At 43.8% G+C, this 23548-nt stretch carries 25 protein-coding genes and 1 tRNA gene; 12 read left to right on the top strand and 14 right to left on the bottom strand.

The genetic code is table 11. The annotated features are described in order from the left end of the window. The first annotated feature begins 24 nt into the window (after window positions 1–24). Both AC5JP1_RS12345 and AC5JP1_RS12350 read left to right on the top strand, forming a co-directional pair. The gene (locus AC5JP1_RS12345) at window positions 25–651 is read left to right on the top strand and encodes a M48 family metallopeptidase (RefSeq protein ID WP_493844315.1); all 627 of its coding nucleotides are present in this window, start codon (window positions 25–27) and stop codon (window positions 649–651) included. Window positions 652–857: 206 nt separating this feature from the next. Then, window positions 858–1460, top strand: a complete 603-nt coding sequence (locus tag AC5JP1_RS12350) for a methyltransferase domain-containing protein (protein WP_493844316.1) — start codon at window positions 858–860, stop codon at window positions 1458–1460. Here the strand turns inward: AC5JP1_RS12350 and AC5JP1_RS12355 are convergent. Both AC5JP1_RS12355 and AC5JP1_RS12360 read right to left on the bottom strand, forming a co-directional pair. After that, a complete protein-coding gene (locus tag AC5JP1_RS12355; RefSeq protein ID WP_493844317.1) occupies window positions 1438–2109 on the bottom strand; it encodes an HD domain-containing protein in 672 nt (223 codons plus the stop codon). The genes AC5JP1_RS12350 and AC5JP1_RS12355 overlap by 23 nt on opposite strands. 39 nt (window positions 2110–2148) lie before the next feature. Next, complete coding sequence (locus tag AC5JP1_RS12360; RefSeq protein WP_319050891.1) at window positions 2149–3063, bottom strand: hydrogen peroxide-inducible genes activator; 915 nt, start codon at window positions 3061–3063, stop codon at window positions 2149–2151. A 267-nt stretch (window positions 3064–3330) separates the two neighbouring features. On the opposite strand from AC5JP1_RS12360, the gene ahpC reads away from it, so the two are divergent. Beyond that, the gene (ahpC, locus tag AC5JP1_RS12365; protein ID WP_319050890.1) at window positions 3331–3897 is read left to right on the top strand and encodes an alkyl hydroperoxide reductase subunit C; all 567 of its coding nucleotides are present in this window, start codon (window positions 3331–3333) and stop codon (window positions 3895–3897) included. Between the two features lie 187 nt (window positions 3898–4084). Here the strand turns inward: ahpC and AC5JP1_RS12370 are convergent, their stop codons facing one another. Continuing rightward, window positions 4085–4333 carry an HP1242/YdcH family protein gene (locus AC5JP1_RS12370; protein WP_319050889.1) on the bottom strand — a complete coding sequence of 83 codons (249 nt, stop codon included), beginning with the start codon at window positions 4331–4333 and terminating at the stop codon, window positions 4085–4087. A gap of 360 nt (window positions 4334–4693) precedes the next feature. On the opposite strand from AC5JP1_RS12370, the gene ahpF reads away from it, so the two are divergent. After that, on the top strand, window positions 4694–6271 hold the full coding sequence (gene ahpF / locus AC5JP1_RS12375; protein WP_493844318.1) for an alkyl hydroperoxide reductase subunit F: 1578 nt from the start codon (window positions 4694–4696) through the stop codon (window positions 6269–6271). A 292-nt stretch (window positions 6272–6563) separates the two neighbouring features. Further along, window positions 6564–8012, top strand: a complete 1449-nt coding sequence (locus AC5JP1_RS12380) for an alanine/glycine:cation symporter family protein (protein WP_493844319.1) — start codon at window positions 6564–6566, stop codon at window positions 8010–8012. Between the two features lie 111 nt (window positions 8013–8123). Here AC5JP1_RS12380 and AC5JP1_RS12385 read toward each other — a convergent pair whose 3' ends face one another. From AC5JP1_RS12385 to AC5JP1_RS12410, 6 genes are all read right to left on the bottom strand, one after another. After that, on the bottom strand, window positions 8124–8885 hold the full coding sequence (locus AC5JP1_RS12385; protein WP_493844320.1) for a glutathione S-transferase family protein: 762 nt from the start codon (window positions 8883–8885) through the stop codon (window positions 8124–8126). A gap of 178 nt (window positions 8886–9063) precedes the next feature. Further along, a complete protein-coding gene (locus tag AC5JP1_RS12390; protein ID WP_493844321.1) occupies window positions 9064–9921 on the bottom strand; it encodes a bile acid:sodium symporter family protein in 858 nt (285 codons plus the stop codon). 398 nt (window positions 9922–10319) lie between these two features. Further along, window positions 10320–10652 (bottom strand): protein tyrosine phosphatase family protein, encoded by a 333-nt coding sequence (locus AC5JP1_RS12395; protein ID WP_319050884.1) that lies wholly within the window; start codon window positions 10650–10652, stop codon window positions 10320–10322. A gap of 71 nt (window positions 10653–10723) precedes the next feature. After that, complete coding sequence (locus AC5JP1_RS12400) at window positions 10724–11050, bottom strand: protein tyrosine phosphatase family protein (RefSeq protein WP_493844322.1); 327 nt, start codon at window positions 11048–11050, stop codon at window positions 10724–10726. 258 nt (window positions 11051–11308) lie between these two features. After that, window positions 11309–13018 (bottom strand): SulP family inorganic anion transporter, encoded by a 1710-nt coding sequence (locus AC5JP1_RS12405; protein ID WP_493844323.1) that lies wholly within the window; start codon window positions 13016–13018, stop codon window positions 11309–11311. A gap of 54 nt (window positions 13019–13072) precedes the next feature. Next, window positions 13073–13435: an ArsR/SmtB family transcription factor gene (locus AC5JP1_RS12410; protein WP_319050881.1), complete on the bottom strand. Its 363-nt coding sequence runs from the start codon at window positions 13433–13435 to the stop codon at window positions 13073–13075. 297 nt (window positions 13436–13732) lie between these two features. Here AC5JP1_RS12410 and AC5JP1_RS12415 point away from each other — a divergent pair, with 297 nt between their 5' ends. The 3 genes from AC5JP1_RS12415 to trxA all read left to right on the top strand — a co-directional run bounded on the left by AC5JP1_RS12415 (window position 13733) and on the right by trxA (window position 15911). Then, complete coding sequence (locus AC5JP1_RS12415; protein ID WP_493844324.1) at window positions 13733–14605, top strand: MBL fold metallo-hydrolase; 873 nt, start codon at window positions 13733–13735, stop codon at window positions 14603–14605. A gap of 117 nt (window positions 14606–14722) precedes the next feature. Further along, on the top strand, window positions 14723–15343 hold the full coding sequence (locus tag AC5JP1_RS12420; RefSeq protein WP_493844325.1) for a class I SAM-dependent methyltransferase: 621 nt from the start codon (window positions 14723–14725) through the stop codon (window positions 15341–15343). Window positions 15344–15473: 130 nt separating this feature from the next. After that, on the top strand, window positions 15474–15911 hold the full coding sequence (gene trxA / locus AC5JP1_RS12425) for a thioredoxin (RefSeq protein WP_493844326.1): 438 nt from the start codon (window positions 15474–15476) through the stop codon (window positions 15909–15911). Between the two features lie 132 nt (window positions 15912–16043). Here trxA and AC5JP1_RS12430 read toward each other — a convergent pair whose 3' ends face one another. From AC5JP1_RS12430 to AC5JP1_RS12445, 4 genes are all read right to left on the bottom strand, one after another. After that, window positions 16044–16445 (bottom strand): hypothetical protein, encoded by a 402-nt coding sequence (locus AC5JP1_RS12430; protein WP_443525687.1) that lies wholly within the window; start codon window positions 16443–16445, stop codon window positions 16044–16046. 109 nt (window positions 16446–16554) lie between these two features. After that, window positions 16555–16914 carry a SirB2 family protein gene (locus AC5JP1_RS12435; RefSeq protein ID WP_493844327.1) on the bottom strand — a complete coding sequence of 120 codons (360 nt, stop codon included), beginning with the start codon at window positions 16912–16914 and terminating at the stop codon, window positions 16555–16557. Window positions 16915–16988: 74 nt separating this feature from the next. Further along, on the bottom strand, window positions 16989–17309 hold the full coding sequence (locus tag AC5JP1_RS12440) for a BolA family protein (RefSeq protein ID WP_493844328.1): 321 nt from the start codon (window positions 17307–17309) through the stop codon (window positions 16989–16991). A 266-nt stretch (window positions 17310–17575) separates the two neighbouring features. Beyond that, window positions 17576–18388, bottom strand: coding sequence for a M48 family metallopeptidase (locus AC5JP1_RS12445; protein ID WP_493844329.1), 813 nt, complete (start codon window positions 18386–18388; stop codon window positions 17576–17578). A 575-nt stretch (window positions 18389–18963) separates the two neighbouring features. Here AC5JP1_RS12445 and AC5JP1_RS12450 point away from each other — a divergent pair. Together AC5JP1_RS12450 and AC5JP1_RS12455 are read left to right on the top strand one after the other, a co-directional pair. Beyond that, a tRNA-Gly gene (locus AC5JP1_RS12450) sits at window positions 18964–19038 on the top strand. 223 nt (window positions 19039–19261) lie between these two features. Beyond that, window positions 19262–20665 (top strand): Na+/H+ antiporter NhaC family protein, encoded by a 1404-nt coding sequence (locus AC5JP1_RS12455; protein ID WP_493844330.1) that lies wholly within the window; start codon window positions 19262–19264, stop codon window positions 20663–20665. 27 nt (window positions 20666–20692) lie between these two features. Here the strand turns inward: AC5JP1_RS12455 and AC5JP1_RS12460 are convergent, their stop codons facing one another. Continuing rightward, window positions 20693–21598, bottom strand: coding sequence for a LysR family transcriptional regulator (locus AC5JP1_RS12460; protein ID WP_493844331.1), 906 nt, complete (start codon window positions 21596–21598; stop codon window positions 20693–20695). A gap of 159 nt (window positions 21599–21757) precedes the next feature. Between AC5JP1_RS12460 and AC5JP1_RS12465 the strand changes: the two genes are divergently transcribed. Both AC5JP1_RS12465 and AC5JP1_RS12470 read left to right on the top strand, forming a co-directional pair. Beyond that, the gene (locus AC5JP1_RS12465; protein ID WP_493844332.1) at window positions 21758–22471 is read left to right on the top strand and encodes a pirin family protein; all 714 of its coding nucleotides are present in this window, start codon (window positions 21758–21760) and stop codon (window positions 22469–22471) included. 89 nt (window positions 22472–22560) lie between these two features. Continuing rightward, complete coding sequence (locus AC5JP1_RS12470) at window positions 22561–23511, top strand: pirin family protein (RefSeq protein WP_493844333.1); 951 nt, start codon at window positions 22561–22563, stop codon at window positions 23509–23511. The last annotated feature ends 37 nt before the right edge of the window (window positions 23512–23548 follow it).

Raw genomic sequence — 23548 nt, forward strand, 5'->3', positions numbered from 1 at the left:
AGCTCAAATATCAGTTTGGATACTGTGAGACAGCAGCTCGCACAGGCAGGTATCGAGCTGTGCATCAGTAAAAAACGTGTCAAAAATATCAACTTTCGCTTAAAGCCTTATTTATTAATGGTCTCTGTACCACTGCGTATCACTGCCTCGCAAACACTGTATGCTGTAGCCAGACGAGTGTCTTGGGCGATTGCTCATCACCCGCAAGTACTGGCGCAACACCATCGCAAACCCAGCGCTTCGGTAGATTCCTCAGATGCTGATCAGCCCATCTATCTATGGGGCAAAGTACAAGCATTGACGTTGAGCCATGATGAAACAATGGCTTACTATCGACAGCAGCTCTCCAATATCATGCCTTCGCTATTTGAGAAATGGCAGCCCATCGTCGGCGCTTATGCCAATGAAGTGCGATTAAAGAAAATGCACACGCGCTGGGGTAGCTGTAATACTCGCGCTCGCCGCATCTGGCTCTCGGTCTATCTTCCTGCTTATCCTATCGAATGCACCGAGTATGTTATCGTTCATGAGCTCTGTCATTTACATCATGCCAATCATAGTCGCGCGTTTTGGCAAACCGTTGAGGCGGCAATGCCGGATTATCAGCAGTGGCACAATTTGCTGGCAGGCAAGACGGGTCAATTGGATTGAGTTCAACAGTTAGTGATTTTAGCTATCTAAATCAGTGCCTTCATAGCAGTTTTTGCCTACGCATCTTTTTTTTATATTAAAGAAAGATAACTCGGACTGAGCTTTATTGGCATGATTGACATAAGGACACGCCTTCATAAGCCTGATATGATAAGTCATAACGGTACAAATCGTGTCGTTTAAATAGAACTATACAGGGATGTCACATGGAAAATGTCAATCAGGCAGAATTTTGGCAGCAGCGCTATGAAAAAAACAGCATCGGCTGGGATATGGGACAGGTATCGCCACCACTCAAAGCTTATATTGACCAGCTACCTGACAGCGCCAAAAACCAAGCAGTGTTGGTAGCAGGTGCAGGTAATGCCTATGAAGTAGGCTATCTATATGAGCAAGGATTTACCAATGTCACGCTGGTTGATTTTGCGCCAGCACCGATTGAAGCGTTTGCAGCGCGTTATCCTGATTTCCCCTCTGAGCATTTGATCTGCGCAGACTTTTTTAGTTTGTCAGAGCAGCAATATCAATTTGATTGGATATTGGAGCAGACGTTTTTTTGTGCGATTAATCCCGCGCGCCGTGATGAGTACGTGCAGCAGATGGCAAGACTACTAAAGCCTCAAGGCAAACTGGTGGGTTTGTTATTTGATACAGACTTTGGACGAGAAGAGCCACCATTTGGTGGTACTAAGGAAGAATATCAGCAGCGTTTTCAAAGCTATTTTGATATTGAGACCATGGCGCCTAGCTACAATTCATATCCTGCACGGCAGGGTAGCGAGCTGTTTATAAAGCTGCGAGCAAAATAATCTCACGTTCGATGTTGTGCCGAGCTTGTGCTTCTAGTCGCTCGTAATAGTAGTCAGTCAAATACAGTCTTGGATGGGCTAGTAATCCTTGTAATATTGCAGTGCGACCATGACGATAATCCACGTCTGTCACATGAGCATACTCTTGACGTACTGCTTGTGTATACTGCTCGTATAGGGGCCAAGATATACCCAAAATACTCAAATCCATGTCTAACAGATAGGCTGCGTCGTTGTATTTAACACTGTTTATCGACTCATCTATTTGATGACTGGCTGTTATCATAATAAGTGCGTAGATATCTTGGCATCGCGTTGAACTCAAGTAGGGGCTCAACGCCTCTACCGCGTATTCAGCACTTTTTTGCTCATTGTCTGAACGTGTTGGGTCATACACGATGTCATGATAATACAGTGCCAGCGCTATCGTATTTGGCTCAGATAGAGAGGGTTTGATATTTTCAAGCTGCATCATTAATTGCTCGATATGATCAAGCGTATGATAAGCGCGCTGTGGCTCAGTATAGCGTACAGCGATATCTTGCCACAGCAACTCTATCTGCTGCGGCAAGATATTGTTACCGATGGATGATAAGTGCTGTGCAAAGCATTTACCAAGATCATCATGCCTATATAAAAAGTCAGCCATCTATCACTGTTCACTATTGCTATGCTAAATGTGGTGCAACTAGTCTTCGTCGTTAGCCACGGCATCTTTAAATGCTTTGTTAAAGACGTCCCCAAGCAAGCTCACATCATCGACACGCGCATAATTCAAGCGAGTGACAAAAGCAATACGGCGGTGTGGTCCGTCTTCAGCCAATGGTACTGCAACCGCGTTTTGATTTTGCAGGTGCAGCTGATCCAATGCCATTTCAGGTACTAGCGTTGTGCCCATATTGGCAAGCGCCATTTGAATTAGGGTGTTTAAGCTGGCATCCGAAAAGCTCGATTTCATTTGCGAGCGGTCGAAATGACAGACCGATAGTGTCTGATCGGTCAAACAGTGCCCTTCACCAAGTAGCATAAGGTTGGCAGTGGCCAGCTCATCAGCGTTGATGGTTTCGAGTTTGGCATGTATGTCATCTTTTGGGAATACAGCAAAGAAGTCTTCACTCCAGAACTCAAAACTGTGCAGACCATCGACCGCATAAGGTAGTGCAATAATAGCGGTATCAATATGACCATAACGGACTTGTTCAAGCAGGCGCTCGGTCTGTTGCTCAACGATCGTCATACGAAACTCTGGATATTGAGCACGTAGCGCAGGCAATACCTTTGGTAGCAAATAAGGCGCAATCGTTGGGATGATACCGACCGTCATAGGATAGGCAAGTGGCGTCTGGTGACTTTGCGCACGCGTGGTCAAGTCACTCACTTCAGAAAACACGCGTTGTGCGCGCGTAAGGATATCTTGACCGATAGGCGTGATCAGCACTTGTTTATTATTACGCTCAAAAATCTGAGTATCCAGCTGTTTCTCTAATTCTGCAATACCTAAGCTCAGCGCAGACTGTGAAATATTGCAGTCTTCAGCAGCACGTTTGAAGTGGCGATGTTTGGCTACAGCCAAAGCAAACTCAAGTTGTCGTAAAGTAATCATAAAACCTCTCTTTTAGTGGGTTTTTCATGCAATTTATTATGTGTCGTCAACCTTTATGGGGCAGCAAATTACCAATTTTGAACCAATGATAAGCTCTAGAGATAATAGTTTAACAAGTTTAATAAAACAAAACATCACATTAAAAACTTTTAACTAGATTAACCATAGAATTCGCGTATAGTTTGTCGGGTAGCCCAGAAAGATAAAGGGTTAGTCGAAAAACCATACAAATAACTTTTAATCTAATTAATTATAGAGGAGCCAACCATGGCGTCTATCATCAATCAAGAAATCCCAGAATTTTCAGCAGATGCATACGTAAACGGTGAGTTCAAAACTGTTACTTCAGAAGACGTAAAAGGTAACTGGGCAATTTTCTTATTCTACCCAGCTGACTTTACGTTTGTCTGCCCAACTGAACTTGAAGACATGGCAGGTCATTACGAAGAGCTAAAAGGTCTTGGTGTTGAAGTATATTCAGTATCAACTGACACGCATTTCACGCACAAAGCATGGCATGATTCTTCAGATGCTATCGGCAAAGTACAATACCCAATGATTGGCGATCCTACTGGTAAGATCACTCGTGGCTTTAACGTTATGATTGAAGAAGCTGGTCTTGCTGAACGTGGTACGTTCTTAGTAGATCCTGATGGTTTGATTCAAGTTGCTGAAATCCATGCAGGTGGTATCGGCCGTAGTGCAAAAGATATGCTACGTAAAGTAAAAGCAGCACAGTACGTTCGTGAAAACGACGGTGAAGTATGCCCAGCAGCTTGGGAACAAGGAGGCGATACATTGAAGCCAAGTCTTGACCTAGTTGGTAAAATCTAAGTAGTTATTTCATTACTTAGATAACAATAGCACTGAATCTTACGCTGTCAGTTTGAATCAGTGCTATATATAAAGACCCCATTAACGTATGTTGATGGGGTCTTTTTTTATATGAGTTAAAGCTTAATTTATTGATGACATTTCTACTAGTCTACAGAATCTGTATAGATTGACAGTAAACATACTACTAAATAGGAGAGTCTTCTTTATTCTTATCGATAATCTTATAAATCTCATCTTTAAGGTGTAGTTTATGGCGCTTCATTTGTTCTATCTCTTCTTCGCGGCTAGCATGCTTCACTAGGTCTTTTTCGAGATAGTTAATTTTTTGATCAAGCTGAGTATGCTCCTCAAAAATACTCGCAAAATGACTGTCTTTGAGTTTGAGCTCGGCGATGATCTCTCTGTTGTCGTGGAGCGTGTCTGTTTTTCTCATGTGTTCATCCTTGTCATTAAACGCAACCTTGCTACACATAGTCGCGAATTGTTTTAAAAAACGGCTTAACTTAAGAACTATTCTCGATTGTAACGAAAAAACCAGACAGGCACCATGACTATTATCTACCAGTGTATTTATATTTAATACAATAAAACTATTTATGATTGGTTTTATAAAACTTTATATTTGAGTTTCTCAGCTTGCTGAATTTACTCAAACGCATGATAATAGGGACATTCCAGGGTAAGCACCCAGTACATATAACGTTTTACATAAAATTATTAATTCTAAAATCTTATATTTGTACGTGCAACATGACCGTTGCCGTTACATATTCAGCCATAATGAGGAACAAACATGATAGACCAAAATTTATTAGATGCCGTTAAGAGCTATAGTGAAAATATGACACGTCCAATTACCTTTGTATTGGGTAGTGGCGAACACAGTAAGCGTGCAGAACTGATCGATTTTTTGACTAAAATTGCTGGTACCACTGACAAAATCAATTTCAGTGCTGAATCAACTGATGATAGCTTACCAAGCGCAATCAGCTTTAAGGTAGTCAGTCACGTAGATGGTGCGTCAGAAGATACTGGTATTGTATTCAGCGGTATTCCAGGCGGTCATGAGTTTACCTCACTGATCCTTGCAATATTGCAAGCCGGTGGTCACACGCTAAAACTGGATGAAGGTATTCAAAAGCTGGTTAAGCGCTTCAACAAGCCATTACAGTTCCAGACCTATGTGTCGTTGTCATGCCATAGCTGTCCAGAAGTCGTTCAGGCATTGAACCAGTTTGCGCTATTGAATGACGGCATCAGCAATGAGATGATCGATGGTGCACTGTTCCAAGAACAAGTAGACGCAAACAAGATCCAAGGCGTACCAGCGGTATTCTTGAACGGCAAGCCATTTGCCAATGGTCTAATAGATACTGCAAAACTAATCGGTAAGTTACAAGAGCAGTTCCCTGACTTGTTGTCAGAGGTAGAAGATGATGCTGAGCAACTAGAGCAGCAAGACGTCACTATCATCGGTGCGGGTCCTGCAGGTGTAGCGGCTGCTATTTATACTGCTCGTAAAGGTCTGAAAGTGACGATGGTTGCTGACCGTATCGGCGGTCAGGTTAAAGACACACAAGATATCGAAAACCTTATCTCTGTACCCTTGACGAATGGTACCGACCTGTCTGGTAATTTTGTTAAGCACTTGGCCGAGTACAATATCACGCTAAAAGAGCATGTCAGCGTAAAAGACATTGGCGAGACCGAAGAAGAGAACTATAGTATCAATTTAAACACTGGTGAGACCTTTGAGACGCGTAGTATTATCTTGGCAACAGGTGCCCAGTGGCGCAAGCTTGGCGTACCAGGTGAGGAAGAAAACATCGGTAAAGGCGTGGCGTTCTGTGCTCACTGTGATGGCCCGTTCTTCAAGGGTAAGGATATCTCAGTTATCGGTGGTGGTAACTCAGGCGTTGAAGCAGCACTAGATTTGGCAGGTATCGTCAAACACGTGACTGTACTGGAGTTTGCTGATGAACTAAAGGCTGACCAAGTATTGATTAATAAAGCCAAAGAAAAAGCCAATATTGAGTTCATTACAGGTGCCGCGACTCAAGAAATCAAAGCAACTGATGGCAAAGTTTCTTCTATCGTGTACCAAGACCGTAGCACAGGTGAAACTCATGAGCGTGACTTGTCAGGGGTATTTGTACAGATCGGTCTAGTACCAAATACTGGGTTTATTAAAGGTTTTGTTGATCTAAACCGTTTTGGAGAGATTGAAATCGACGAGCGCTGCCATACAGATCGTAAAGGTATTTTTGCTTGTGGTGACGTCACGACCGTACCGTTCAAGCAGATCAATATCGCGATGGGCGAAGGTAGTAAAGCTGCGTTGTCAGCGTTTGAATACTTAGTCATGCAATAAGCGGGTTATGCAGTAAGCGGGTCATGCAATAGACCATTAAATTGTAGATTAAAAATAAAAAGCCACCTTGTTTGAGGTGGCTTTTTTATGGCGTTGTATAAACCGTTCTCTACAAAGTAGAGTTTAATAAATAGAAAATAAACGTTTGAGTGCGCTAATAAAGTAGTCATTCCTAGAAAATATCAACATTTACGTTACAAATTTGTCATTCGCATTACAAATTCGCGTTGTTGATGCAATAATGAGCTCAATAGAACCTTTCAAAGCATCATGAACTATAAGGAAAGTAGGCATGGAATATATTGAAGATTTTTTTGCCCTAATCGGGGATTTAACGTGGGGCTGGGCACTCGTGCCTATGTTGGTTATTTTTGGTTTATTATTCACCATCGTGGGCAGATTCGCCCAGTTTAGATATTTTAAACGTATGTTCCGTGTGTTTAAAACGGATGAAGTAGGAGAAGATGGGATTTCTGCCCGTCAGGCGTTGCTCGTTTCTATCGGTGGACGTGTGGGCGGTGGTAACATTGCTGGTGTTGCGGTTGCAATCTCGTTAGGTGGCCCCGGTGCGGTCTTCTGGATGTGGGTTGTCGCACTCATTGGAATGATGACCAGTATTGTTGAGTGTAGTTTGGCTCAGCTTTACAAGCGTAGAGACAATGATGGTAACTTTCGCGGTGGTCCTGCAACCTATATCCTACATGGTCTAGGTAAAGACTATCGCTGGCTTGCTGTTATTTATGCTGTTTCTCTACTACTGTCTTTCTCTATCGGCTTTGTGGCGTTCCAAGGCAACACGGTGGCAGGTTCTGCGCTTGAGAGCTTTGGGATCGAACGCTGGATGTCAGGGGTAGTATTAGTCATTGCAGGTGGGTTCATCGTCTTTGGCGGTATCCAGCGCATTGCCAAAGTAGCCGACGTTGTCATCCCGGTAATGGCACTGATCTATCTTGGGATGGCGCTTATTATTATCGCACTCAACTTCACAGAGATACCTGCATTGATGGTAATGATTGTCAAAAATGCGTTTGGTATTGAATCTGTCGTAGGTGGTGGTATCGGTGTCGCAATTGAGCAGGGTATGAAGCGCGGATTGTTCTCTAACGAAGCCGGTTTGGGTTCTGCTCCTAATATTGCAGCTACCGCTTACGCCACGCACCCTGTGAGTCAAGGTATCTCACAATCACTATCTGTATTTATTGATACGTTAGTTGTGTGTAGTGCCACAGCATTTATGATTTTGTTAAGCGGGGTCTATCAACCAGGAGCCGAGGTCGATGGTATCGTACTTGCTCAGCAGGCGCTAACGACTCAGCTTGGGGATTGGGCACAGTATATTCTGACCATATCGCTACTGCTATTTGCACTTAGTTCTATTATGTATAACTACTATATGGGCGAAAACGCGATTAACTTTTTGGTTAAAAAGAACATTAAAAAAGCGACTTTGGTTTTACGAATTGTCGTGATTGCGATATTGTTCTTGGGCGCAGTAGCCCCTACGGCAACCGCGGTATTCTTCTTCGCTGATCCGTTAATGGGTGTACTAGCACTGGCCAACTTATTGGCCTTGATTATGCTATTTCCGCGAGCTAAACGTTTACTTGATGATTTTGCAAGTCAATTGAAATCAGGGGTCAAAGAGCCATTATTCGATGCACAAGAGTACGAAAAGTTAGATCTCGATATGAGTGCATGGGGTAAAAAAGCGGTAAAAGAAGCGTTAGATCAAAAACAGTAGTACGTATGCGCTTAATGTCTTATGAAAGTAAAAACCACTTTAGCCTAGCTGAAGTGGTTTTTTTGTGCAAGATACTTTCTATTCCCAAAATGATTGTGCCCGAAATGACGGTTATTCGCTCATATGCTCGCTATTTGCCAAAATACCTGATAACGAGACAATCTCACCCGCTTCATCTTCTTCAATGATTCGCGTCTCTTGTAAGGCTGCCTGAACCCAAGTCTCTATATTTGGGTGATTCATCATCGTGTGACAGTACTGCTTAGTAAGCGGCTGCAAGATAATATTGGACGCGTCGGCATAGGTCTGTAATCGCAGCACTACCGGGGCAAAAAACACATCAGCTGCTGTAAAGTGTCCGAACAAATAGCTGTCCTCTGAACGTCCTTGTAAACAATCTGCAAAAATACCCTCAATACGAGCAATATCGGCTAGGCAAGCAGCACTCGGTTGTATCTTAGCGATTGCTCTGATATTCATCGGCATCTCATTACGTATACCTGACAACCCTGAATGCATCTCAGCAATGATGCTCTGGCAATAAGCACTGTTTATTCTATTTTGAGTATCGTATGTGTTAGCGCTAGATTTATTGACACCCGTCCAAATATTAATATCCGTAAAATACTCATCAACCTGTATCGCAATGGCCAGCGTATCCCAGACAGTTACTTGTTTGTCCCCCTCACCATAGACCAATATAGGAACTTTTCCCGTTGGTGAGTGCGCCTCCAATACTGGACGTGCTGATGAATCAAATAGCTCGATTAGCTGCTCTTCAAAATCGATATCAAATGCTTTTAAGAGTAGCCAGGCCCGTAGTGACCAAGACGAGTAGTTTTTATTGCCGATGATTAGTATTGGTTTTTGCATCATATCGTCCTATCAGGTCATAGTAGAGAGTGTCATTATGTGCTCAATATCAAGGGTTGACCAGTCTATAATCTGAGTAATATTCATATCATTACTTAGATTATTTAAGTTATACGATGATAAAAAACGCCCATCCAATACTAAGGTGAGCGCTCTGTGTTTTCTATGTACGTTATCATCAGTTTTTATTTTTGATTAAAGCAATGATAGGAAGCGCAACCACATACATCAGAACACCATATAAGGCAGCGGGCAGTGCAATTACTGGCAGAGTACTTACACCCATAATAATAGGCGCTAAAGTAATCGCGGTTGTACTGTTCTGAATACTGGTCTCTATCGAGATGGTTTTTGTATCAAACCAGCTGAGCTTTAGGATTCTAGAGATTAGGATACTAATAGCAAATAAAATAGCAATCATAAAGACCAGCTCTAACCCAATTTGGGTGAACTGTGACTGTAGTAATTGCCAGTTAGAGGCAATAGCAGCAAAGACAATCAATACAAAAAACACACTAGCTAGACCATTAAGAAGGCTGCTGCGACGTACCATAAAATCAGTAAATTTGTAGCGAGCGAGCATACCAAGCGTCACTGGTAATGTGGTTAATAAGAACATGACTAGACCAATCTTGATGGCGCTAATAGAGTTCGCTTGGTCTTGCATAAAATGATCGAAAGCCAACGTGATTAAAATAGGGAGCGTAATCACAGACAATATGCTGACCACTCCTGTCAATGCGATAGAGAGTGCGACATTGCCTTTGGCATAATAGGTCAGCATATTGCTGGTGACGCCGCCTGGACAAAAACTAATAAGCATAATCCCAAAAGCAATGGCGGGCGGCGGCGTCATCACTAATACGACTGCTAATGCAACCAAAGGTACCAGCACAACTTGATTGATCAAGCCGACAAAGAACGCTTTTGGATATTTAGCAATGACTTTAAAATCACTAAGTTTTAACCCTGCTCCTAGAGTAAACATAATATAGGCAAGTGCTAGTGGGAGTAATGCTAGCGCAGTATTATTCATTAAACATTCCTTGTAAAACTAAAGTGCCATATAAAGATGGCTCGTTGAGAATCAATAGTAGCGGGAGGGCACGGTCCCCCTATGCAGCTACTCACATTCCATGTTTTTAAACAACTGATTGTCCAGATATTGAGTGACATAGATATTTAAATATAAAAAAGCTGATTCTAATGCTAATGACATACTTAGTTGTCTTAATCACTCAAAGAGATTAAGTGCTTTGAATGATAATAGCTCTATTAGACTTACTTAGTAACCCACTTGTTGTGACTATGATGGTTCTTAAATAGTATCAAGGGTCTCTTACGCTGTCTGCGTGTAATGCGTTTTTAAGCATAATAAAAAGCCCACAAGGTTTTGTGGGCTAAATATTTCAATCACCTAAGATTCTTATGGCTCTAGTCATCTAACAAATCCATACGTTTCGCGGCTTCATAGATACCCGTTGAGCGATTGCCCGTACGGCAAAAGATGAGCATTGGCTGCTCAGCTTGGTTAAAGAAATCAGCGAATTCTTCGACATGGTTTTGATTGAGCTCGCTACCAGCGAATGATACTTCTTTATACGCGAGCCCCGCTTCTTTAGCCGCGGCTTCAATCTCTGCACTGGTAGGCTGACCCGGCTCTTCACCATCTGGACGATTATTGATAATGGTTTTAAAACCGTTCTCGGCAATCATAGGCACTTGATCAGGGGTGATCTGTCCGGCAAAGCTAACTTCATGGCTCATAGGAGCTCCTTTTTTATGGGTTTGGTTGATACTATAAATAGATTAATGATACGGCTGGGCGATATGCAGGGTTATATCAAACCCTGCATCAATGCGCTTTGGTACAGTAGTTTGGCACGCGCCCCAGTACCGCAAAACATCAATATAGGTTTTGGCATTGCGTGATAAAAGTCAGCAAACTGTTCTACGGTCAGCATACTTAGGCGCTCATCATCAAAGGGGAGATGATGATAAGTTAGGTTTGCTTCCTTGGTCGCAGTTGCCAAATCACAGCTATCAGGTTGTGTCTCAATCTCAGCATCTGGACGTATATTGAGCACTGAGCGGTAGCCAAGCTCGGCAATTTTGATACATTGGCTTGGATATATCTGCTTGTAAATCGTTAAGTCGTCGGTCATAAGTCGCGTCAATTATTGTTGTGGATAGTTATAGTATTAAAGGATGGTTCATGACAATCAAAAGACAAGTCAGTCTCGTTGAGACTAAAGCTGTGAGCCAGTAGCTGTCTGTGTATGGTTAACTGTGTACTGTGAGCTCTGTATAGTCGGTATAGCATAACACAGGCTCTATCGTAGCGATATTGTGCGATGGATGCTATGGCCAGTTATGCTCTAAAAGACACACACATTCTAAAGAAGATGCACATCATGTCATCGTCAAATGTTTTTCAAAGCATCGACGGCATCTAAGGTACTCAGATAGACCTGCCCTGATAACTCACTAATCAGTGGCGTTTGACCGATAACATCCATGACAGGCCCTTTGATAAAGCTAAAATGTAAGCGCTTATCTTGTAGTGCAAGCTCTTGGTTTAGGGTACTGAGCATTTCTTGCGCGGTCAGGTCGATATGGTTGACCGCCGCCATAATCAACACCACCTCGTGTGCTGCTGGATACTGCTGCATAGCATTTAGAATACGACGATGTACGGACTCACTATTACCAAAGAATAGACTCTCGTCGATACGTAGCATCAGTAAATTATCAAAAGTCACCACATCATGACGATTGATATTACGAAAGTGTCCGCTACCACCCAACTGTCCAACGATAGCCACATGCGGCTTACTTGATTGCCATATAAGGCTCGCAAACGACACCATCAGCCCAATGACCAGACCTGTATTGAGTCCAAATATCAGTACACCAATGAACGCTGCCAAAAAACTGGCGCCATCTAAGCGATCACGCTGCCAAGCAGACTTCAGAGTCGTAATATCTATCAGACCAATGATGGATGCCATAATAGTGGCACCCAGTAGCGCGTAGGGCAGAGGGGCAAGCGCATTGCTAAAGGCTATCAGGGCCGCAATCATCACCAGTACCGTCACTAGGCTGGCAAGCGGCGTTTTGGCTCCCGAGTCTGCGTTGATAGCCGTACGTGAGAAACCGCCTGCAATAGCAAAGCTTTGAAACAGTCCGCCAGATAGATTGGCCAGACCAAGGCCAGTCAGCTCACGATTGGCGTCAAACCGCTCTCCCCGTAAGCGTGCATAGGTACTGGCCACTGAGCTACTAGATACAAATACGATCAGCGCCATCAAGCCTGCTGTTGGCAAGAGCTTGAGCGCTTCTTGTAAGTCTGTCACATGGGGCAGCGTAAAGCTCGGTAATCCTTGCGGAATACGACCAATAGTGGCAACACCCAGTGAGCTCCAATGCATTACGATGCTCAGAACGATGGCAAAGCCAAGTAAGACGAGTGGAAATAGACGCTCTGCCCATTTGGCATATGATGCCGATAGCCACGTTCGCCATACCCACTCACTGGCGTAGCGATTAGCAACCAATAGCGCAAAAGCAACAACACCAATAACCAAAGTCAAAGGATGTAACTGACTGGCATAGCGCTGCATGGTAGATAAATAACCAACCAAGCTGTTACCAGTGATGGGAATTGCCATCAGGTACTTGAGTTGGCTGACAAAGATCAGTACTGCAGCTCCGCTTACAAACCCTGCCGAAACGCCGCGACTAATAAACTGCATGATCCAGCCAAGCTTCAGTCGTCCAGCAATCCATAGTAGTGCGCCTACCATCAATGCCAGTAGACTTGCCATCAGTGCGTACTGCTCTGAGCCTTGCTCAGCGTAAGGTAGCAGACCGCTCGCCGTCATAATAGCGGTAATAGCGACAGGTCCGACAGCCTGTACGTTGCTAGAGCCAAGCCATGCATAGACGATTACAGGTACGATCGCTGCATACAGACCATACACAGGTGGCAGCCCTGCAAGTACCGCATAGCCTAAGCTCTGCGGTATCACCAATACGCCTACCACGAGTCCTGCGACAAGGTCAGTCGGCAATGCGGTTAGCTGGTATTGGCGCAGCCAAGTAGGAATAAGACGGTCAGTGATAGAAGACATATCAGTACATCACCAAAATAAAAATCATCATAAGACAGCTAGGCGAGTACGGCATTATTCCGCTTTGGCACAAAATCTTTGATAAAGCAGCTCTAATACAGCCAAGGCATCATCACTTGCAATGCTATAGTAAATCTGCTTGCCCTCGCGCCGTGTCGCTACCAGCTGGTCTTTACGCAAGATACCCAGTTGCTGCGACAAGCTTGGCTGTCCAACACCGACTAAGCCTTCAAGCTCACCGACACAGTACTCGCCTTGAGTCAACTGACAAAGTAGTAACAGTCGATCAGGGTGTGAGAGTGATTTTAACAACTGACTTGCTTGCATCGATGCTTGTTGCATTTGTTTGGCAAGATCAATAGAGGCAAAATCTGCGTTATCAGATGACATATCATCATTAGCGCTATGAGCAGACATATCCGCTGCTGTATGTGAAGTAGCCAGAGTGAGCTCCTTATATAATAGGGTAGTGACTACCGTATTATTTTCAATAATATATGTTTGATTATCAATGATATCACGCCGCATATCAAGATATCATTATTTACATTATATAAATTGATAAAGTGTATTGCAGTTGTTATATTGGTGATAACAGATAAGTTGTAGATTCAAACAAGCATTATATACGACTCAATATCATACTTAAGGGTTAATTAAAGATAATAAACGCCCTATAACGAAAACACTCCATAGATAAGTAAAGAGGTAACCATGCAAGTTCATTCTTTCTTAGACAGTGATACAGAAACCTATACTCATGTGCTCGCTGATGTCGAGCAGCAACTGTGCGCCATTGTCGACCCAGTCCTAAACTTTGATGCAAAGTCGGGTAAGACCAATACCAGCAGTGCTGATGAAGTCATTGAATTCGTGCGCGAGCATGGCTGGACACTCAAGTACATCATTGAGACGCATGCCCATGCTGATCACCTATCCGCTGCGATTCATGTCAAAGAAAGTCTCGGCGGAGAGCTGGTCATCGGTCAGCATATTACCGAAGTACAAAAAATATTTAAGCAAATATTTAATTTCGACAACAGCTTCCGTACTGATGCTGGTCAGTTTGATATTTTGACAGATGATGGTCAGACATTAGCGCTGGGTAGTATTACTATTACTGCACTGTACGTACCCGGCCATACCCGTGCCGATATGGCGTACATGGCCGCTGATAAAGAAAAAACAGTGGTCTTTGTTGGCGATACCTTGTTCGCGCCTGATGTGGGTACTGCTCGTTGTGACTTCCCAGGCGGTGATGCCAAAACGCTTTATCACTCTATTCAAAAGCTATTGGCACTTCCCGAAGATACGGTGATGTATTTGTGTCATGATTATCCAAGCAAGGGGCGTCAGCATTGTCCAACCACCACTGTTGCGGTCCAGAAACTAGAAAATATCCATGTCAAAGACAGCATCAACGAAGCAGAGTTTGTAGATATGCGTGAGCGCCGTGATGCGACTTTGGATATGCCGCGCCTGATCATTCCTGCAGTACAAGTGAATATAGATGCAGGGCATTTTCCAGAGCCAGAAGACAACGGTACGCGTTATCTAAAAGTACCGATTAATGTGCTTGGTGAGTAAGCCAGACAGGGTTATGTGTAACCGTTAGCAACAAGACGAATCCGCTTTTGTCCGCGGTATACTATGTTTGGTATAGATGCTTATAAGCGCTAAAGGCGTTGATAAAGGGAGAGGGCAGTGAATCTGTATGAGCGCTATGTACTACCAAAAATGATAGATGTCGCTTGTAGTACAGGCAATGTGATGAAAGCGCGTTCCAAAATTGTTCCGCAAGCGTTTGGCGAGGTGTTGGAGATTGGCATTGGTAGCGGTCTGAATCTACAGTTCTACGATACCAAAAAAGTCTCTGCTATTGTCGGTGTCGATCCAGCGGCTCAAATGCAGTCGCTTGCCCGTGAGCGTGCAGCTAACATTGATATTTCAGTTGAGATAATAGCCGTCGATGTACAAGGTATCCATGCCAAAACAGATCAATTTGATACTATTGTGATGACTTTTACTCTGTGTAGTATCGACGATCCAGTAGCTGCACTTCAAGAAATGGCACGCGTGCTAAAACCTAATGGACGCTTGTTATTCTGTGAGCATGGGCTAGCTCCAGACCTGACTGTTGAGCGTTGGCAGCATCGATTAACGCCTTTTTGGAAACCAATAGCAGGCGGTTGTCACTTAGACCGTGATATCCCAGCATTGATCAGAGCAGGTGGGTTTACTATTGATGAATTGAGCGAAGCGTATTTGCCTGGTCCACGACCGATGAGCTATGTCTATAGCGGCGTGGCACAGCAAATAGCATAGAGAAGGAAAATAGTGAACTGTGCTAAAATTATTTATCTGCGTAGACTATGCGTTGAGCTTGGGTTATAAATACCAATATCGAACTTATAAAAAGTAAAGTGATTAGAATAATTAAAATAGGAATCAGATAATGAGCGAACAAAGTTTTCATGTAGTATGCCCGCAGTGTCAAGCGACTAACCGTGTACCTGCCGCACGGCTAAGTGCTGCACCAAAATGTGGTAAATGTAGCCAGCTATTATTGACCGCCAGTCCACATGAGCTGAACGCGCAAACGACCAGTAAAGTCATTCAAAAAAATGACGTATTAACCATCGTAGACTTTTGGGCGAGCTGGTGCCAGCCATGTATTATGATGGCACCAGAATTCAAAGCGGCTGCTGGTCAATTGCCGCAAGTGGTCTTTGCCAAAGTGCAAACGGATAAATACGAGCAAGCTGCTGCTCCTTATAATATTCGCAGCCTGCCAACGATGGTGGCCTTTAGGCATGGCAAGGAGATTGCGCGTCAATCAGGCGCACTGCCAAGCCATCAAATAGTGCAGTGGGTGCAAAGCTTGCAGGCGTAGCGCTTAGTAAAGCAGTATGCGTCAAATTAGGACAGTGCGTAACACAAGAAAAAAGCCAATATGCGGATCGCGTATTGGCTTTTTTCTTGTGTTACGCACTGTCTCAATTATGTAGAGAGCTTTTGCTTGATTTTATTCACCATAAATTTTGATACCATTGGCAAAGCTACAGCGCTGAATACGAGCAGATTGGACAATCGCATCACGCTCACCATAGAGACGCGAGAGTTTTGCATCGCGTGCTTTGGTGTTGTTGCTTTTGCCAACACCAAAGCTGATATTAGGAGAGATACCCCAACGTCCTGCAGAAATGCCCACACCCACGCCTGAAGTTGACAAGGTAGATTGCTCACTGCGAGCGGCTTCAACATAACGGTTGACGCGCGCGTACTCTTGACTGAGTGCTTGGCAATTATAATTTTGATAAGTGCTTGGCGGGACATATTGCGGTGTGACATTACCAGTAGAAGCACAGCCTGAGAGCGCAAAGATGCCAGCTGCTGCCAGTAGGGTCGCTGTCGTAAACGTTTTCATGAGGGCTCCATTAGGCTAAGTGATTGTATTTATGTCTATTTAAGATAACAAATACCGCATCATTAAGATATTAAAAAATATCGAATACTCACTAAAAGGGTAGGGACAATCAGAATAAATTTGCTGGTTTGGCAAAGGCAAGTATCACGATGCCAAGATAGGCAACCGCAGCAATAAGAATGCCTGTTTTTCTCTGAACAGGGGTTGCGTTAGCGTTAAAGGCTTTAATGCTAGAGCTAATAGCAGCAACAAGCAAAATAATCTTAGCAAACACCCACTGTACAGGGGCATTAGCACTCATTAACTGCATCAGCATTATGGCACCTGACAAGATGAGCACAGCGTAGATAATATGAGTGGCTATTTTGACCACACGCGGTGCACGCCTGTCAGCGCCCAGTACCAAGTAACTTTGGTATAGAAATAATATAACGGTCAGCGCTGCCATTAACATGTGTAGATGTTTCATCGAATCTTGCTCCCTTCAGCATTATGATATGCGGGCATATTTAAACTGTTTGATTTTTATAAACGTGCATCGTGCTATTTGTTTTGACCCGCACATAATGGACTCTCTGGGCTTTGACCTTGCCACTCTGTTGGCGTATAGGCGTGAATGGCTAGCGCATGTACCTGACCGCCTTGTGATGTCAATAGGGAATTGACTAACCCATATATCAGCTGGTGACGCCCGACCAATCGTTTACCTTCAAAAGCATCACTGACGATAGTCAGTTTGAAGTGGCTCTCTTTGCCTTCGAAGTAGCCAGCATGGGACATCGACTCATTGATTAGCTCGATATACTGCGGCGCTAGCGCTTGTAGTTCAGTATGAAGTGCATCGGCGGTAGGTGTGGTACTCATAACAATCCTTCAATATATATTGCCCAAGTCTATTGGCAATCTGCAAATGATATCTACTGGCATTATAGCAGAGACAGCAGTCGGTATAGCGTACGATTAGAAATCATACAATGCCTAGCGCCAAGTAAAAAAGCAAAGCACGGCGCACTGGCTGTACTTTGCTTTTATAGATTCTATACACTTAGCTTCTTAAGTTTAGCTTCTTGAGCTTCATCTCTTAAGCTTTGCCTCTTAAGTATGTATCAGAGTAATTAATCGGTCGGGTATTAACGACGCGATTGTTGGTACAGCGGCGTAACCTTTGGCATCAACGACTGTAGCTCAGAGATACGGCTGCTGCTCGTTGGGTGAGTGCTCAAAAATTGAGGTGGCTCGCCTTGGCTGGCACGCTGCATTTTTTGCCATAGTGTAATAGCAGCCTGCGGGTTATAGCCTGCGCGTGCCATTAGCTCAAGACCGATTTGGTCGGCTTCGCTTTCTTGAGTACGGCTGTGCGGACGGCTCAACCCTAGATCACCAGCTACGCTTGCGATCTGAGCTTGACCTTGTGATAGACCGAAGATACTAGCAGCCACACCGATACCTGTCTGAGTGGCATACTCGCGTGATATACGTTCACGTGAGTGCTCGCGTAACGCATGAGAGATTTCGTGACCCATGATGGCGGCAATCTCGTCATCGGTCAGATTTAGACGATCGATAATACCTGAATAAAACATAACCTTACCGCCTGGCATTACAAAGGCGTTTAGCTGATCAGATTTGATTGTATGGACTTCCCACTGCCATTTTGCCGCATCTGTACGATAAACACCTACTTGACCAACCAAACGATTCGCGATGTTCTTTAGACGGTTGAGCTGAGCCGTGTTGGTATCTAACACGCCTTTTGATCTTGCTTCTTGTAATGTCTGCGCGTAGCTCTGTGCTGATAGCTGTAGCACCTGCTCGCTAGAGACCAATAATAACTGCTGGCGATCAACACCAACGGCACCCGTATTGGTGGTGCTGGTACAACCGGTCAATGTCAGTGCCGACAACGAAGCCGCCATCACTGTGGTGGTCAATAATTTTTTCATAAAAATATCCTCTCGATAAGCGGTAAAATTAAAATCATACAAAATAAATAACAGTAAAATAGATGACAACGCTGTTTGTTGTTGCTCTTTTATTGACGTTTGTTCATCCATATAGATAGTGAAAGTCTACCTGAACTCTTATTGTAGATAAGTATAATAATGTTAACTGACTAAAACCAAGGTAGAAAAAGTAACAATAGAGCCTATGATTGTAAGTGAGTAAGATATTGCTATAAATAAGGTTTGGCTTTGCTTCTTTTTCTCTATGAGATTTTTATTAGTACATATAAACGAAAAATACTAGGTAAGTGAAAGGTTGCAATAGTAGAAAGCATCAGATCAGAAGAGTGGGACTGTAATATGCGATATTTGATGCGAAATAATTTATATTATTCTAAAAATAAATTATTTTGTTAAATCAATTGTTTGTATCTATTCACCTAAAATATAGGGGGCTTAGTTGATAATATTAGATATAAATTTTAAAAAAGGTGTTGACACATACAGAATATTTGCTAGAATAGCCAGCCTATCGAGACGAAGTAGTTGTTAACAACACGACGATTTGATAATAAGCGGGAATAGCTCAGTGGTAGAGCATAACCTTGCCAAGGTTGGGGTCGAGAGTTCGAATCTCTTTTCCCGCTCCAAATATGGCTTGAAAAAGCGCAAAAAGCCTCACTTCATAGTGAGGCTTTTTTTTATGCTTAAAATTTGTCTTGAAAAATAAGCTAAGCAGCTAGTAGAGACATAGCAAGTCAAAATGGAATTTCTACAGAGCAAAAGAGAGTAGCCGTCATGATCGCGACAGATCAGGCGTATAAACCTAGACATCTACGTAGTTTAAACCTGTAGGCAACATAAGGGCACCTCATGCCACCAAAACCACTTACCGAGATCAGCGCCAAGCTCGCCTTTATCATCTCCGCCATCGTCATCGGTATCATGGGCATCACCATGATCGGCTTTGGCTGGGTGCCGCACCTGTCTCTTATCCTTGCCATCTGTGTACTACTGGCTATTGGTATGGTTAAAGGACTTAGCTTTGACGACATGCAAGCGCAAATGGCCTCAGGGGTCATGCGCGGTATCGGTGCCATCTACCTATTCTTCTTTATTGGTCTTATGGTGGCGGCTCTGATGATGTCAGGGGCGATTCCCACTTTGATGTATGTAGGCTTTCAGCTTATCTCACCTGAGTACTACTATATCTCTGCCTTTGTCTTGACCTCTATTATTGGTATTGCCTTGGGCAGTAGTTTGACAACTGCTGCAACGCTTGGTGTGGCCTTTATTGGTATGAGTAACGCGTTTGATGCCAATGTGGCGATAGCGGCTGGGGCAGTGGTATCAGGCGCGTTCTTCGGTGATAAGATGTCGCCCTTGTCTGATACCTGTACCATTGCGTCCTCAGTAGTGGGTATCGATCTGTTTGAGCACATACGCAATATGATGTATACGACAGTACCAGCATGGATACTGACGGTAATTCTGTTCTGGATGTTCTCAGGACAGACGACCAGTGCTGATCTGAGTCAAGTGACTATACTACAAGGACAGCTGATAGACAGTGGTTTGGTACATGGGTATTCGGTACTGCCTTTTGTAATACTAGTTGGATTGGCACTGTTTCGGGTCAATGCGATTTATACGATTATCTGTACGATTGCTATGGCTCTGATTATTACTTATATCCATAGCTCACCAAGCTTTGGTCAGTTGGGTGGGTATTTGTTTGCCGGCTATGCCCCCGCTGAGACATTGGAGCTGGGTGAGGTAGGCGGTATGCTGTCGCGCGGCGGTGTACAGAGTATGTTCTTTACTCAAGCGATTGTGATACTGGCACTGAGTCTGGGCGGTTTGCTGACGGCGTTAGGTATTCTGCCTGCACTGCTATCTGGCATCAAAGACACGCTGACGACGTCAGGACGAGCGATCTTTGCGGCGGCAATGTCGGCACTGAGCATCAATGTGCTGATTGGTGAGCAGTATTTAAGTATTCTGTTATCAGGTACGGCGTTTCGGTCGACGTTTGAGCGTTTGCAACTGCAACCTAAGAATTTGTCGCGGACGATTGAGGATGCAGGAACGGTGATTAATCCACTGGTGCCTTGGAGTGTATGCGGGGTGTTTATCAGTCAGGCACTAGGGGTGCCAGTATTAGAGTATCTACCTTATGCGTTCTTCTGTTATTTGTCACTGTTACTGACGCTGCTGTTTGGCTTTACGGGACTGACGATTAGTCGGGTGAAAGAGGGGAGAGTTGCCAAAGCGTAACCTTTATAGCTCTTTTAAATCAAGCTATCAATACTCATCCCAATAGGGATGATCGCCGAATCGCTCTGCGATAAAGTCAATCAAATAACGACAACGCTGCGATAAAAAACGATTCTTTGGATAAACGGCATATGCTTTTAATACAGGCAACTGGTACTGCTGGAAGACAGGTACAAGTTCACCTCGTGCCAGTTCATTGTAGGCAATAAACGTGGGCACGAAGGTAATGCCGTGTCCCTTTACCGCCAAATCAACTAAGAACTCGCCATTAGTGGCTTTTATTTTGGCATCGATAGTACGGTGATGTCTTTTGCCCTCAGCGTCCACCAGCTCTATACTGCTCGTTTGACCAAGGCTATATTGCAACAGCTCATGATTGTCTAAATCATCTAGGGTTTCGGGTACACCCATCCTTGCCAGATAGTCAGGACTGGCACAAATCACACAGCGTATCAATGCCAACTGTTTTGCCTGATAGCTAGAGTCACGCAGATCGCCAATGCGAATTGCCAACTCGTAGCCTTCTTCAATCAAGTCGATACGCCGGTCAGAAAAATCTAGATCGAATCTCAGGTTGGGGTGCTGACTGGCATACTCATCAATCACATCATTCAGATGCCTGACTCCAAATGATAATGGTGCTGTCATTTTGAGCGTGCCTTCGACACGCATAGGTGCATCGCTGGTACGCTCATTGACCGCATCGACTGCGCGCAAGATATGATTTACCTGCTGATAATACTGTTCACCTGCTTGAGTCAATTTAGAGTGGCGAGTGGTACGGCTGATCAATTGACTGCCTAGACGTGCTTCTAATTCTTTGAGACGACGGCTCACGGCTGACTTTGCAATATTCAACTGCTCAGCCGCTTTGGTAATGCTACCTGCTTCGACAATGCGTACAAACATCGCCATATCTTCTAGTTGTCCCATTATCGGTACCTTATGATTGTTCTAAAAGTGAGAATAGTTAATTGCATTTATCCTTGTTTATCTCTTTGTAGTCAACAATTATAATAAGTCTATTGTTCAATGACGTTAATTAATAATAAATACATAGCTGATAAACGTGTTGATAGCTAAGGATAAATTATGAAAACGATCTATCATGCAGCAGACTCACGTGGTGACGCCAATCATGGCTGGCTCAAAAGCCGTCATAGCTTTAGCTTTGCTAACTATCATAACCGGGAGCGTATGGGGTTTGGTGCTTTACGTGTCCTCAATGATGACTTTGTCATTGGTGGTCATGGGTTTGGTAGGCATTCGCACCGTGACATGGAGATCATCAGCATTCCTTTATCTGGCAAGCTTGCACACAAAGACAATATCGGCAATGAAGGCATGATCGAGACTGGTGAGATCCAAGTCATGTCAGCAGGTACGGGCATTACTCATAGTGAAATGAATGGTAATAATGAAGAGGCCATGGCGTTTCTACAAATTTGGGTAATCCCAAATAAAATGAGTGTGGCCCCTCGATATCAGCAAATACCTATGGGCGATATCATGCAGCCCAATGCGTTCAATCAAGTGCTGTCGCCTAATGCTGACGATGCAGGCGTTTGGATTCATCAAGATGCTTGGTTTAGCATGGGGGAATTTGATAAAGGGGTGATGAGCAGTTATCAACTAAAAAACCCTAGCAACGGTGTCTATGTTTTTGTTATCAGTGGTCAAGTCGTGATAGATAATAATGTTCTGGCCAGTCGAGATGGTTTGGGTATTTGGGATACTGAGAGTTTTACGATGGATGTGCCAGCAGCTGCAACAGTATTGGTGATGGAAGTACCGCTTTTTTTATAAGAAGTACTGCTTTTTTATAGAGAAACGATAGCGATCAACAACTCATTATTAATAACCGTATTGATGTTATAGATACCAAGAGGTGGGCCATGACTATTAGCACTTTAGAGCCACGATTGACAGATGTTGGCGGCGTTCCTATCGCTCGATTGCTACCGAACAAAGGCAAACAACCCATCGGTGCTTGGTGCTTTTTGGATCATGCAGGTCCGGTCGAATTCGCGCCAGATGATTCAGGGGTACAAGTTGGACGTCATCCGCACACCAATCTACAGACCTTTAGTTGGATGATAGAGGGTGAGATATTACACAAAGATAGCCTAGGTAGTGAGCAAATCATCACCAAACACCAAGTTAATGTCATGACGGCAGGTACTGGACTGACTCAAGGCATCAGTCACACAGAACAAAGTGTATTTTTGCATGATGATGTAGGCGCTGCTGACTCAAGCACAGCTACACGCAATATGAACATGGTACAGCTGTGGATAGCCCTACCTACTAACCAACAGATTGAACGCAGTTTCAATCATTATCCAGAGCTGCCAACATGGACTGAAAACAATGTTGAGCTGATTCTGACTACAGGTAACTATACAGCTGCCTCGGGCAAGTGCTATCAAGCACCAACATTGCAGTACTCTAAGATGGTCGGTATCGATGTGCATTTCCTAGAAGATGGGGATGTGACACTGGATTTAGAAGCCAGCTTCGAGTACGGTGTTTTGGTTATTATTGGTGAGCTGGAGTCCGAAGGTAAGGTCTATCAAAAAAACCAGCTGTTACGTTTTCATCGTACAGATGTCGCCAATAGTACCAGCATAAGATTGGTAGCAAAAAAAGGCACACGTCTGATGTTTATTGGCGGTGAGCCTTTGAATAATAAGGTACTGCTATGGTGGAATTTTGTCGCTGACAATAAAGAAGCGCTCAAGCAATCGATTAGCGATTGGAACAATGGTCATGAACGCTTTGGTGAGATCGATTCTGATATGAACCGTCTTGTGGCGCCAGAATTGCCTGAAGGGTTCAAAGGATAACGTCACGAATGATAGTTTCCATCCAACGAACACTCAT

Source organism: Psychrobacter sp. H29 (assembly GCF_059073055.1).